Source organism: Pseudonocardia sp., from assembly GCF_029263155.1.
Taxonomy (GTDB): domain Bacteria; phylum Actinomycetota; class Actinomycetes; order Mycobacteriales; family Pseudonocardiaceae; genus Pseudonocardia.
The window spans coordinates 1-12,123 of sequence record NZ_JAJCYB010000030.1; the positions used below are offsets into that span (position 1 = coordinate 1).

Sequence of the window (12,123 nt, forward strand, 5' to 3'; positions counted from 1 at the left end):
ACCGGGGCAACGAACGGCACTCCCGTCCACTAGCGGTGGACGGGAGTGCCGTTCGTTGCCGACGACGAGCGCGGCTCGGCCTGCATCGCGGGCGCGGAGGAGCTCCAGCACCGCGACCGCGGCCTCGGGGCTCGCCACCGCGACGGCGTCGGCCAGCTCGCCCAGCACCGCGGCCCCCGCGGTGCGCGCCCACGGCTCCACGCCCACCAGCCCCGACAGCGCGCCCAGCACCCCGTCGCCGACCGAGCCGTCCGGCCCGAGCAGCGCCCCCGAGCCGTCCTTGCGGGTCAGCCCGACCGACAGCGCATCCACCCGCGCCCGCCAGTGGGCCCGCTGCTGCTCCGCCTCGCGCTCGGCCGCCACCAGCGCGGCGACCCGGGCCCGCGCGGCGTCCCGGGCCTCGGTGGCCTCGACGCTGCGCTCCTCCAGCGCGGGCAGGTCGTCGCCCGCGTCGACCGCGTCCCCGGCCGCGTCCCGCTCGGCCTGCGCCACGCCGGTGCGTTCCTCGGCCTCGGCGAGGGCGTCGGAGAGCCGCTCGATCTCGTCGGCGGTGGCGGCGGCGGTGCTGCGCATGGCCTCGGCGCGACCGGCGAGCGTGGCGAGGCCGGCCCGGCGGTCGGCGACAGCCCGCACCGCGGCCAGGTGCGCGCGCTCGGCTGCGGCGAGGGTGCGTTCGCGGTCCGCGCGCGCGTCGAGGACGTCGGCGAGCCGCCCCCGCGCCTCCTCCACCGCCGCGGCCAGCTCCTCCTCGTGCTCGGCGACGGTCTCGGCCTCGGCGTCCAGCTCGTCGGGGTCCCTCCCGGGCGCCCGTTCCTCCGCCGCGGCGCCGAGGTGCCGGCGTCGTTCCTGGGCCAGCCGCACCGTGCCGGCGAGCCGCTCGGCCAGCGCGGAGAGGCGGTACCAGGTGTCCTGCGCGGCGGCGAGGCGCGGGGCGTCCTGTGCGAGCGCGGCCTCGAGCCGTTCCTGCTCCACCCGCGCGACGGACAGCTGCTCCTCGACCTCGGCGCGCCGGGCCCGGGCGGCGTTCTCGTCGGCCTCCTCGCGGGCCAGCGAGTCACGCAACGTGACGTAGTCGTCGGCGGACAGGCGCAGCCGGGCGTCGCGCAGGTCGGCCTGCACGCTCTGGGCCTTGCGGGCGATCTCCGCCTGCCTGCCGAGCGGCTTGAGCTGGCGGCGCAGCTCGGCGGTGAGGTCGGTGAGCCGGGTGAGGTTGGCCTGCATCGCGTCGAGCTTGCGCAGCGCCTTCTCCTTGCGCTTGCGGTGCTTGAGGACGCCCGCGGCCTCCTCGATGTAGGCGCGGCGGTCCTCGGGCTTGCTCTGCAGCACCGAGTCGAGCTGCCCCTGCCCGACGATGACGTGCATCTCGCGGCCGATGCCGGAGTCGGAGAGCAGCTCCTGGATGTCGAGCAGCCTCGCACGCGCGCCGTTGATCTCGTACTCGTGAGCGCCGTCCCGGAACATCCGGCGGGTGATCGAGACCTCGGAGTACTCGATGGGCAGCGCCCCGTCGGAGTTGTCGATGGTCAGCGTCACCTCGGCGCGGCCCAGCGGCGCACGGCCGGACGTGCCGGCGAAGATGACGTCCTCCATCTTGCCGCCGCGCAGTGCCTTGGCGCCCTGCTCGCCGAGCACCCAGCTGATGGCGTCGACGACGTTGGACTTGCCCGAGCCGTTGGGGCCCACCACGCAGGTGATGCCCGGCTCCAGCCGCAACGTGGTGGCCGAGGCGAAGGACTTGAAGCCCTTCAGCGTGAGGCTCTTGAGGTGCACGGTTCTCCCGATCGCGTGGCCCCGCAGAGTAGCGACCCGCCGACGGGGTGAACGAGGTGCGCCCCCTGCTGCCCGTGGAGCCGTGAGAGGCGGGCGGGCTCGTCGTCGACGGGCCGGCTCACGCCTCGACGAACCGCTCGAAACCGCCCCCGGCCTCGCCCCACTGCACGACGACCTCGTCCACCCGCCCGGGTGTGGTGTCACCGCGCAGCAGCGCCAGGAGCCGCTCGGCCACACCCCGGTCACCCTCCGCGATCACGGCGACACGACCGTCGGGCAGGTTGCGGGCCTCGCCGACCAGGCCGAGCTCTCGGGCCCGGCAGCGGGTCCACCAGCGGAAACCGACCCCCTGGACGTGACCGTGGACCCACGCGGTGAGCCGAACGGTGGAACGGCGGTTGGTGCTCACCATACTGCTAGCTTACGCGTCGTGATCAGCACTGGTCGCCGTGGCGCTCCGCTGCTCGCCGGTCTGTCGGCGGGCGCGGTGCTGGTCGGGACGCTCGTGCTGGTGACGCCCGCAGGCACGCTCCCCGCCGAACTGCGCCCGGCCGCAGCCACCCCGCTCGCCGATCCGGCGCCCACCCGCACCCCTCGCCCCACCCCGTCGCCCCGGGTGACCGTGCCGCGGCCGGTGATCGCCCCGCCCCCGAAGACCACGACTCCGCCCGCACCCACCACCACGACCACGAGCCCGCCGACCACCACCTCCACCACCGCACCGCCCGAGCCGAGCCCCACCCGCCCGGCCCCGATCAGCGGAGACGACGAGGCGGCCGCGGTCGTCGCGGCCACCAACGCCGAGCGCGCGGACGCCGGCTGCGGCCCGCTGCAGACCGACTCCCGGCTCACCGCGGCGGCGCAGGGTCACGCCGAGGACATGGCCACGGGCGGCTTCTTCTCGCACACCAGCGAGGACGGGCGCGAGTTCGACGACCGCATCCGCGCCGCGGGCCACCCTGCGCCGGGCGGGGAGAACATCGCCGCGGGCCAGGACGGCGCGGCCGAGGTCGTCGACGCGTGGATGAACTCCCCCGGCCACCGCCGCAACATCCTGGACTGCGACTTCGTCTCGATCGGCGTCGGCTTCGACGCCCGCGGCAACCAGTGGGTGCAGAACTTCGGCCGCTGATCACCGGCTCGGAACGGGGCGGGCGTCGATCGGCGTCGGGGTACGCGGACCCGCGCGGCGACGCCCCGCGGGTCCGGCCCGCTCGATGCGGGTACCCGGCCGCGGCCGTACGCGCCCACCGCCGTCGCGGCCGCCCGTCGGCCGTGCCCCGGCCCACCTATCCTGTGGTCGGGATCCCCGACCGAGCGAGGAGCGCGCATGTCGGTCGTCGACAACGCCATCTACGTCGACGGGAAGCGCGCGGTCGTACCGCACTCGCTCGACCACACCTTCGAGGAGCTGCGCGCCTGCCCCGCCGACGGCCACAGCTTCTGCTGGATCGGGATGCTGCGGCCCTCCGAGGCCGAGATCCACACCGTGGCCGAGGAGTTCGACCTGCACGGTCTCGCCGTCGAGGACACCGTCACCGCCCACCAGCGCCCCAAGCTGGAGCGCTACGGCGACCTGCTGTTCGTCGTGCTGCGCCCGGCCCGCTACGTCGACACCGTCGAGGTGGTGGAGATCGGCGAGGTCCACCTGTTCGTCGGCACCGACTTCGTGATCACCGTCCGGCACGCCGAGGAGCCCGACCTGGGGGCGGTCCGCACGCGGCTGGAGGCCGATCCCGAACTGCTCGGGCACGGGCCCTACGCCGTGCTCTACGCGGTGCTGGACAAGGTCGTCGACGACTACGCCCCCGTGCTCGACGGGTTGCAGGACGACATCGACGAGATCGAGGTGCAGGTGTTCGGCGGCGACCCCGGCGTCTCCCGGCGGATCTACACCCTGACCCGGGAGGTGATCGAGTTCCAGCGGGCGGTGGAGCCGCTGGAGTCGGTGTTCGTCGAGCTGCGCGAGCGGCTCAAGGAGACCGCGAGCGAGTCGGACCTGGAACTGCGTCGGGCCCTGCGCGACGTGGCCGATCACGCCACCCGCGTGATGGAACGCATCGAGGGCTTCCGCCAGCTGCTCACCAACATCCTGACCGTCAACGCCGCGCTGGTGGGGCAGCGGCAGAACGAGGAGATGGCCCGCATGACACAGGCGGGCTACGAGCAGAACGAGCAGGTCAAGCGCATCTCGTCGTGGGCGGCCATCCTCTTCGCCCCGACGCTGGTCGCCTCGATCTACGGCATGAACTTCGACGTCATGCCCGAGCTGCACTGGGCGTTGGGCTACCCGTTCGCGGTGGCGCTGATGGTGCTCATGGGCTTCGGGTTGTACGTGAGCTTCAAGCGCCGCGGCTGGCTCTGACCCGGGCCACGGGCAGGTCGCGGGTCGCGGTGATCGTCCGGCTCCCCGGGTCAGCGGTGGGCGGCGCGGGGACGGGGCTGACACCTCGGACACGAGAAGCTGCCGCGGTTCATGAAGCTCTCACGCCGGATCGGCGTGCCGCAGCGGCGGCAGGGGCGCTCGGCCTGCCCGTAGGCGTCCAGGGAGCGGTCGAAGTAGCCCGAGGCCCCGTTGACGTTGACGTACAGCGCGTCGAACGAGGTGCCGCCCGCCACCAGCGCCGCGTCCATCACCTCGGCGGCGGCGGTGAGCACGGCCCGGCCCTGGGCGCGGGTGAGCCGCGAGGTGGGCCGCTCGCCGTGCAGCCGCGCACGCCACAGCGCCTCGTCGGCGTAGATGTTGCCGATCCCGGAGACCACGGTCTGGTCGAGCAGCGCACGCTTGAGACCGGTGCGGCGGCGGCGGATGCCCGCGACCGCGGCGTCGAGGTCGAAGGCGGGGTCCATGGGGTCGCGCGCGATGTGGGCCACGGGCTCGGGCAGCAGCCCCCCGTCCGCGCCGGCGACGAGCGGGTGCACCGACAGCCCACCGAACGTGCGTTGGTCGACGAACCGCAGCTCGGGGCCGTCGTCGGTGAACCGGACCCGGATCCGCAGGTGCTTCTCGTCGGGGCGGCCGCCGTCGGCGACGAGCATCTGCCCGCTCATGCCGAGGTGCGCGAGCACGGCGTCCGCGTCCCCGTCGAGGTCGAGCCACAGGTACTTGCCCCGGCGGCGGGCCCCGGTGATCGTGCGCCCGGCGAGGCGGGCGGCGAAGTCGGGACCGCCCGCGACGTGCCGACGCACCGCGCGGGGATGGGCGACCTCGACCTCGCGGATCGTGCGGTCGAGCACGTGGTCGGCCAGCCCGCGGCGGACGACCTCGACCTCGGGGAGTTCGGGCACCTCGGGACCGGTCGCTCAGGAAGGCTCGGGGTCGCCGGGAGCGGCGGGATCGCCGACGGCGGCCGCCTCCTCGGTGAGGGTCTGCCAGGCCAGCCGGGCGGCCTTCTGCTCGGCCTCCTTCTTGGTGCGGCCCTCGCCCGTGCCGAGGTCGCGCCCGCCCACGACGGCGGTGGCCGTGAACGTCTTGAGGTGGTCGGGCCCGTCCTCGGTGATCCGGTACTCCGGTACCCCGAGGTCCGCCGCGGCCGTGAGCTCCTGCAGGCTCGTCTTCCAGTCCAACCCGGCGCCGAGCAGCGGGGCCCCCACCAGCAACGCGTCGAACAGCTTGTGGACCACGGCGCGAGCCGTCTCCAGCCCGTGCTCCAGGTAGACCGCACCGATCAGCGCCTCGGTGGCGTCGGCGACGATGCTCGCCTTCGTACGGCCGCCGGTGAGCTCCTCGCCGCGCCCCAGCGCGAGGTAGGCGCCGAGGCCGTCGGGACCGATCTGCTCCGCGACACCGGCGAGCGCCTGCATGTTCACGACGCTCGCCCGCAGCTTCGCGAGCTGCCCCTCGGGCAGGTCCGGGTGCTCCAGGTACAGCCGCTCGGTGACGACGATGCTCAACACCGAGTCGCCCAGGAACTCCAGGCGCTCGTTGGTGGGCAGGCCGCCGTTCTCGTAGGCGTAGCTGCGATGGGTCAGCGCGAGCGTGAGGAGGTCGTCGCCGATCTCGACACCCAGAGCGGTGAGCAGGGGCCCACGATCCTGCGCGGGTCCCTGCAGACCACGGTCTGCCACGTTGATCCGGGGATCAGGCCGGGCTGACGACCTGGCGGCCGTCGTACTGGCCGCACGTCGGGCAGGCCACGTGCGGCGGCTTCACGGCACGGCAGGCGCGGTTCGAGCACGCGGCCAGGGTGGGCGCAGTGGCCTTCCACTGCGACCGACGCGAGCGCGTGTTCGAGCGCGACATCCGGCGCTTCGGGACAGCCACGATGAATCTCCTAGCGGTACTCGGGGTCCGACCGGAAGTCAGTCGGCAGGCAGGTGCTCACGCAGAGCAGCCCATCGAGGGTCAAGTGTCTCATGCCCGTGGTCGGGCGCGAGGTCGGCCCACTTCTCGCCGCAGCCTGCGCACAGCCCCGGGCAGTCGGGGCGGCACAGCGGCGCCAGCGGCAGGTCGAGCACCAGCGCGTCACGGACGACCTGCTCCATGTCGAGCTGCTCGTCGACGACGCGCGGCAGCTCGTCGGCGTCGGTGGTCTCGTCGGTGGCGCTGTCCGGGTAGGCGAACAGCTCGCCGACCTGCACGGTGATCTCGTCGGTGAGCGGGTCGAGGCAGCGCGCGCACTCGCCGGCGAGCGCGGCGTGGGCGGTGCCGGAGACGTAGACGCCCTCGGTGACCGACTCCAAGCGGATGTCGAGCTCCACCGGCGACCCCTCGGGCACCCCAATCGTCTCGATGCCGAGGCGCTCGGGCTCGCCGGGTGCCGGGACGGTGCGCGTGTAGGCACGCATGGTGCCGGGCCGCCTGCCGAGCTCCCGGGTGCCGAAGACCCAGGGGCCGGCCGCGTGGGAACCGTGTCGGGAGTGGTGTGCGCTCACCCGGACCAGGATAGGCCTGCCACCGCGGTGGTCGGGGCGAGGGCGATCCCGGCCAGGCCGACGACGACCGCCAGCACCAGCAGGACGACGACGATCTTCAGGCGCCGGTTGCGGCGCAGCGTGCGGGTGCTCATCCGGACGACGCTGCCACCCCCGGGTCACCCGCAGCTAAGGCTGCGGTGAGGACTTCCTGACGAACGGGATCAGCATCGTGAACGTCGAGCCCTCCCCCTCGACGCTCTCGACCCGCACCCGGCCGCCGTGGGCCTCGGTCACGGCCCGCACGATCGACAGGCCCAGGCCCGATCCCCGGTAGGTGCGGTAGGCCCGCGCGCCGCGGCGGAACCGGTTGAAGATCCGTGCCTGGTCGCCTGCGGGCACGCCGACCCCGGTGTCACGCACCCAGATCCGCAGGTCGGGTCCCTCGATGGCGGCCCCGATGGCGATGGCGTCGCCGGCCCGGGTGTGCTGGACGGCGTTCTCGGTCAGGTTGAGCACCGCCTCGGTGATCCGGTGGCGGTCCGCGTCGATCTCCCCTCCCGGCGCCGCGTCGAGGTGCCACTCCCGGTCCCCGAGCCGGCGCGACTTCGCGAGCAGGTCGGCCAGCAGCGCGTCGACGTCGATCCGCTCGGGGGCGAGGAAGTCGGGCTGAGCGGCGTCGGCCAGCAGGCGCAGGTCGTCGACGATCCGGGCCATCCGCCCGATCTCGTCGGTGACCAGGCCGATGACCTGCAGGTTCTCTTTCTCCGACTCCGGCAGGCCGACGGCGAGGACGTCGAGGTTGCCCATGCAGACCGTGAGCGGGACCCGCAGCTCGTGACTGGCGTCGCGCACGAACTCGCGCTCGGTGTGGAACACCGCCTGGAGCCGGTCGAGCATCGCGTTGAAGGTGCGGGCCATGTCCGCGGCCTCGCCCGACCCGCGCACCGCGATCCGGCCGGCCAGGTCCGAGCGGGAGATCCGTTGCGCGGTCTCGGTCAGCTCCAGCACCGGGCCCAGCAGCCGGTTGACCAGCGCCCAGGCCACCAGCGACGCCAGCGCCAGCACCGCCAGCACCGCCAGCGCACCGTAGACCTGCAGCTCCTGGATCTGTCCGAACTCCGCGGTCGGGAGGATGAGCACCACGAACGTGCCGTCCTGGGTGCCGACCCGCGCGGGCAGCGCCCGGTAGTAGCCGGTGCCCACGTCGGTCTCGAACCGGCCCTCCGGGTCGTCGGGCAGGGCATCGGCCGACTCGAACCGATCGACGACGACCTGGGGCAGCCGGTCCAGCGGGAAGCGCGACACCACCGAGCGGTACTGCTGGCCGTCGAGGAAGGTCACGAAGGCCTCCTCGTTGCTCGGCACGTTCCGCTCCAGGAACAGGTCGAACGCGGCGCTGAGCGAGGCGAAGTTCTCGCCGGTGTCCGGGTCGTTGCCGAGCACGAGCAGCCGGTTGAACTCCGAGACCTCCTGGCTCAGCGCCCCCTGCACCCGGCTCTCCAGCCGGGCCCGCAGCACCTCGCCGACGACCAGCGTCGCCACCGCGGCCGTGCCCACCAGCAGCAGCAGGAAACCGCCGAGGATCCGCGCACGGATGCGGTGGGTGTCCCCGGGGCGCCACCGGGTGCCGTCGGCGTCCGGCGGGTCCTCCCGGAACGCGCTGCGCATCTCGGTTCCGGCCACGGCCCCTCGTTCCCGGCGGCATCCGCGTGCCACCACCCAGGGAGTCGGAGAACGGGCGAATGGGTTACAGGGCGCCGGCCCGGCGGAACCGACGGAGCGGGCACACCCGCTGGGCGCAGGGGAAGAACCGCCGTTCTGCCCGGAGGGCAGGCTCGTGAACATCCTACGTGTAAGTCGGCACCCTGCGGCACAAGATCGGGCACGCGGCGATCGAGACGGTGCGCGGGGCGGGCCACCGCCTCCACGCCACCGGCACCACCCCGCTGTCGAGCACCGGCGCCTGAGTCCCTCCCCGGCGCGGGCCGCCGAACCGTGGCGGGACCCGCGGTGAGTGGGTCGGGCTCAGGGGGACCCGGGCGGGCGGGCCTGCGACGGCGGACCCTGGGGCGGCCGACCCTGGGGCGGCGGGCCCTCGGGCGCGATCCGGCCCGGCGTGGACGGCGCGCCCGGGAGCGGGGCGTCCGGATGGCGCGCTGCGCCCGGGGGCTGCGACGTACCGGGGGGCTGCGACGTACCGGGGGGCTGCGGTGGCCCCGGGTGCTGCGGAAGCGAGGCGTCCGGGACGGTGCGGTCGAAGCGGTCCGCGATCAGGGCGGCCAGGCCCAGGAACGCGTCCCGGGTGCGCGGCCGCAGCCGGGCCAGCTCGACCCGGCCCCCGGTGGCCAGGTGCGGGTCGTGCGGCACCTCGACGACGGCGCGGCAGCGGGCCGCGAAGTGCTCCCGGATGCGCGCGGCGTCGACCTCCACGCTCGTGCGGTCGCACGACAGCACGACGACCGCCGTGCGGGCCAGGTCCGGGTGGCCGTGGGCGAGCAGCCAGTCCAGCGTCTTGCTCGCGCGGCTGGCGCCGTCGACCGTCGGTGCCCCCACGATGATCACGCTGTCGGCCAGCTTGAGGGTGCCCTCCATCGCCGAGTGCACCAGCCCGGTGCCCGAGTCGGTGATGACGATGTTGAAGTACCGCGCCAGCAGCTCGCTGATGTGCTCGTACTCCTCGCGGCTGAAGGCGTCGCTGGAGGCCGGGTCCTGCTCGGACGCGAGCACCTGCAGGCGGCCCGCGAGGCTCGTGTAGCGGGTGACGTCGGCCCACGAGCGGATGCGGTCGAGATCGCGCAGCAGCTCGCGGACCGTGACCGCGGACTCGCCGGTGAGCCGGTCCGCGAGCGTGCCGGCGTCGGGGTTGGCGTCCAGGACGACGACGCGGTCGCCACGGTGCTCGGCCAGCACCAGCCCCAGGCAGGTGGCGACGGTGGTCTTGCCGACGCCACCCTTGATCGAGGTGACCGCGATGTGGTGGGTCTCGCTGAGCGGGCGGCGCAGGCGGTGCACCAGCTGCAGGCGGGTGCGCTCCACCTCGCTCGGCCCCGGGTTGACCAGGCCGCCGCTGACGAGGTGCACCAGGCGCCGCCACCCCTCACCCGGGACGTCGGCCCGCCGCCGGACGATCATGTCGTCGGTGAGCTCGCCTGCGGTGTGCGCACGCATCGGATCCCCCACGTCATCCCCCGGGCTCGGCGGCCTCAACCGGTGGCCGTACCGCTCCCACCAGCCCTGAGGGTCGGGTTCGACGCGCCGCGGCACCGACGCAGCGTAGCGCCGCGGACACGTGCCGTGGGAGCGAACCGATCAGTCGATCAGGTCCATCCCGGTGCCCGAGCGGCCCCGCGACCCGGCCGGCATCCCGTTCGGGGGGCTCCCGCGCCACAGCTGGCTGCGCCCCTGGCTGACCGTGCGCAACGCCTTGCCCAGGGTGTCCTCGAACTCGGCGAGCTTGGCGTCGACGTAGCTGTCGCACTCGCGGCGCAGGCGATCGGCCTCGGCGTCCGCGGCGTCGACGACACGCGCCCCCTCGGCGTGGGCGTTGCGGACCACCTCGGTCTGCGACACCAGCCGGGCCTGCTCGGCCAGCCCGTCGGCCAGATAGCGGTCGTGCGCGGCGCGGCCCGCGGCGTCGAGGCGCTCGGCCTCGGCACGGGCGCGGTCGGTGAGGTCGGTGAACTGGCGCCGGCCCTCGGCCACGGCCCGCTCGGCCTCGTGCCGGGCGTGCGCCACCGTCTGCTCGGCCTCCGCCCTGGCCTCCTCGACGAGCCGGCTCGCCTCGGCGCGCGCGTCGGCCAGCATCTGGTCGGCGTCGGTCTGGGCCGCGGAGCGGGACTGCTCGGCCTCGCGTTCGGCGTCGCCGATGAGGTCGTCGCGCCGGTCGAGGACGTCCTGGGCGTCGTCGAGCTCGCCCGGCAACGCCTCCCGGACGTCGTCGAGCAGCTCCAGGACGTCACCGCGGGGGACCACGCAGTTGGAGGTCATCGGGACCCCACGCGCCTCCTCGACCACGGTGACCAGCGCGTCGAGCGATTCGAAGACCCGGTACACGCGGCGCATCCTCTCACCACGGCACCGCCGGACGGGGTATTCGGCGCGGCCCCGCGTGTCAAGTTCCGATCGGGTGATCAGGCGCGCTCCGCGATGCGCTCCAGCAGCCTGCGGTGTACCGGCTCGGGCAGCAGGTGGGCGACGTCACCGCCGTAGGTGGCCACCTCCTTGACCAGCGAGCTGGCGATGAAGCTGAACTCCGGGCTGGTCGGCATGAACAGCGTGTCGACGCCGGAGAGCTGGTGGTTCATCTGCGCCATCTGCAGCTCGTAGTCGAAGTCGGACACCGCCCGGATGCCCTTGACGATCGCCCGGATCTCGTGGGTGCGGCAGTAGTCGACCAGCAGCCCGTGGAACGAGTCCACGCGCACGTTCGGATAGGTGGCAGCCTGCTCGGCCAGCATGTCCATGCGCTCCTCGACGGAGAAGAGCCCCTTCTTGCTCTTGTTGATCAGCACCGCGACCACGACCTCGTCGAACAGCGGGGCGGTACGCCCGATGATGTCGAGATGGCCGTTGGTGACGGGGTCGAACGAGCCGGGGCAGACCGCACGCCTCATGCGCGGGACCCTACCCGCCCCGAAGATCGATGCCGGGGGTAGAACGGGAGATGTGACCTCCATCGATGTCGTCGTCCCCACACCCGAAGGCGAGTGCGCCGCCTCCCTGCACACCCCCGACGGGTCCGGGCCGTGGCCCGCGGTCATCCTCTACCCGGACGCGGGCGGCGTGCGTGAGGTGCTGCGTGCCATGGCCGACCGGCTCGCCTCCTCCGGCTACGCGGGGCTGCTGCCCGACGTCTACCACCGCACGCCCGGCTGGGCGCCGTTCGACACGGGTTCGGTCTTCGACGACCCGGACGAGCGCGCACGGCTGATGGGAATGGTGCGCGGCGTCACCGCCGCCATGTACCGCTCCGACGCGGACGCGTTCCTGGACTTCCTCTCGGCGCGCCCGGAGGTGGCGGGCGAGGCCGTCGGCACGACCGGGTACTGCATGGGCGGGCGCGCGTCGCTGATCGTCGCCGCGCACCGGCCCGACCGCGTCGCGGCCGCCGCGTCCTTCCACGGCGGGGGGCTGGGGTCCGACACCGACCCGGACAGCCCCCACCTGCGTGCCGGAGCGATCCGCGCCACCGTCTACGTGGCGGGTGCCACCGACGACGGATCCTTCGACGACGCGCAGCGCGACCGGCTCGCCGCCGCGCTCGCCGACGGCGGGGTGCAGCACACCATCGAGACCTACCCCGCCGCCCACGGCTTCGCGGTGCCCGACAACCCCACCTTCGACGAGGCGGCCGCGGAGCGGCACTGGGCGGCGTTGACGGCGCTCTACGCGGAGGCGCTGCCCCGAGCGTGAGCCGGGCCCCCCGTTGCAGGAAGGCCACCGTCAAGCAACGAGAGTGCGTGTTGGTGGGCTTCCAGCGACGCGGGCGGGTCCGTC

Annotated in this window: 14 protein-coding genes; 3 read left to right on the forward strand and 11 right to left on the reverse strand. The window is 73.9% G+C overall.

The window, feature by feature from the left end; translation table 11 throughout:
• On the reverse strand, positions 1 to 1,770 hold a 1,770-nt coding region (locus Q1K26_RS05005), incomplete at its 3' end, for an AAA family ATPase (protein WP_300007978.1).
• 118 nt (positions 1,771 to 1,888) lie between these two features.
• Positions 1,889 to 2,182 (reverse strand): acylphosphatase, encoded by a 294-nt coding sequence (locus Q1K26_RS05010; protein ID WP_300007979.1) that lies wholly within the window; start codon positions 2,180 to 2,182, stop codon positions 1,889 to 1,891.
• An 18-nt stretch (positions 2,183 to 2,200) separates the two neighbouring features.
• Between Q1K26_RS05010 and Q1K26_RS05015 the strand changes: the two genes are divergently transcribed.
• Both Q1K26_RS05015 and Q1K26_RS05020 read left to right on the forward strand, forming a co-directional pair.
• On the forward strand, positions 2,201 to 2,902 hold the full coding sequence (locus tag Q1K26_RS05015) for a CAP domain-containing protein (RefSeq protein ID WP_300007980.1): 702 nt from the start codon (positions 2,201 to 2,203) through the stop codon (positions 2,900 to 2,902).
• A 198-nt stretch (positions 2,903 to 3,100) separates the two neighbouring features.
• Entirely contained in the window at positions 3,101 to 4,135 is a 1,035-nt protein-coding gene (locus tag Q1K26_RS05020; protein WP_300007981.1) for a magnesium and cobalt transport protein CorA, read from the forward strand.
• Between the two features lie 50 nt (positions 4,136 to 4,185).
• On the opposite strand, the gene mutM is transcribed toward Q1K26_RS05020, so the two are convergent.
• The 9 genes from mutM to coaD all read right to left on the reverse strand — a co-directional run bounded on the left by mutM (position 4,186) and on the right by coaD (position 11,240).
• Entirely contained in the window at positions 4,186 to 5,058 is an 873-nt protein-coding gene (gene mutM, locus Q1K26_RS05025; RefSeq protein ID WP_300007982.1) for a bifunctional DNA-formamidopyrimidine glycosylase/DNA-(apurinic or apyrimidinic site) lyase, read from the reverse strand.
• Positions 5,059 to 5,073: 15 nt separating this feature from the next.
• Complete coding sequence (gene rnc / locus Q1K26_RS05030; protein ID WP_300007983.1) at positions 5,074 to 5,838, reverse strand: ribonuclease III; 765 nt, start codon at positions 5,836 to 5,838, stop codon at positions 5,074 to 5,076.
• A 13-nt stretch (positions 5,839 to 5,851) separates the two neighbouring features.
• Complete coding sequence (gene rpmF, locus Q1K26_RS05035; protein WP_185719222.1) at positions 5,852 to 6,034, reverse strand: 50S ribosomal protein L32; 183 nt, start codon at positions 6,032 to 6,034, stop codon at positions 5,852 to 5,854.
• 38 nt (positions 6,035 to 6,072) lie between these two features.
• A complete protein-coding gene (locus tag Q1K26_RS05040) occupies positions 6,073 to 6,558 on the reverse strand; it encodes a YceD family protein (protein WP_300007989.1) in 486 nt (161 codons plus the stop codon).
• An 83-nt stretch (positions 6,559 to 6,641) separates the two neighbouring features.
• A complete protein-coding gene (locus tag Q1K26_RS05045) occupies positions 6,642 to 6,779 on the reverse strand; it encodes a hypothetical protein (protein ID WP_300007984.1) in 138 nt (45 codons plus the stop codon).
• A 34-nt stretch (positions 6,780 to 6,813) separates the two neighbouring features.
• Positions 6,814 to 8,310, reverse strand: a complete 1,497-nt coding sequence (locus Q1K26_RS05050; RefSeq protein WP_300007985.1) for a HAMP domain-containing sensor histidine kinase — start codon at positions 8,308 to 8,310, stop codon at positions 6,814 to 6,816.
• Positions 8,311 to 8,652: 342 nt separating this feature from the next.
• A complete protein-coding gene (locus Q1K26_RS05055; protein WP_300007986.1) occupies positions 8,653 to 9,795 on the reverse strand; it encodes a MinD/ParA family protein in 1,143 nt (380 codons plus the stop codon).
• A gap of 141 nt (positions 9,796 to 9,936) precedes the next feature.
• On the reverse strand, positions 9,937 to 10,680 hold the full coding sequence (locus Q1K26_RS05060; RefSeq protein ID WP_300007990.1) for a DivIVA domain-containing protein: 744 nt from the start codon (positions 10,678 to 10,680) through the stop codon (positions 9,937 to 9,939).
• Positions 10,681 to 10,757: 77 nt separating this feature from the next.
• Positions 10,758 to 11,240, reverse strand: coding sequence for a pantetheine-phosphate adenylyltransferase (coaD, locus tag Q1K26_RS05065; protein ID WP_300007987.1), 483 nt, complete (start codon positions 11,238 to 11,240; stop codon positions 10,758 to 10,760).
• Between the two features lie 52 nt (positions 11,241 to 11,292).
• On the opposite strand from coaD, the gene Q1K26_RS05070 reads away from it, so the two are divergent.
• A complete protein-coding gene (locus tag Q1K26_RS05070) occupies positions 11,293 to 12,039 on the forward strand; it encodes a dienelactone hydrolase family protein (RefSeq protein ID WP_300007988.1) in 747 nt (248 codons plus the stop codon).
• Positions 12,040 to 12,123 lie beyond the last annotated feature (84 nt).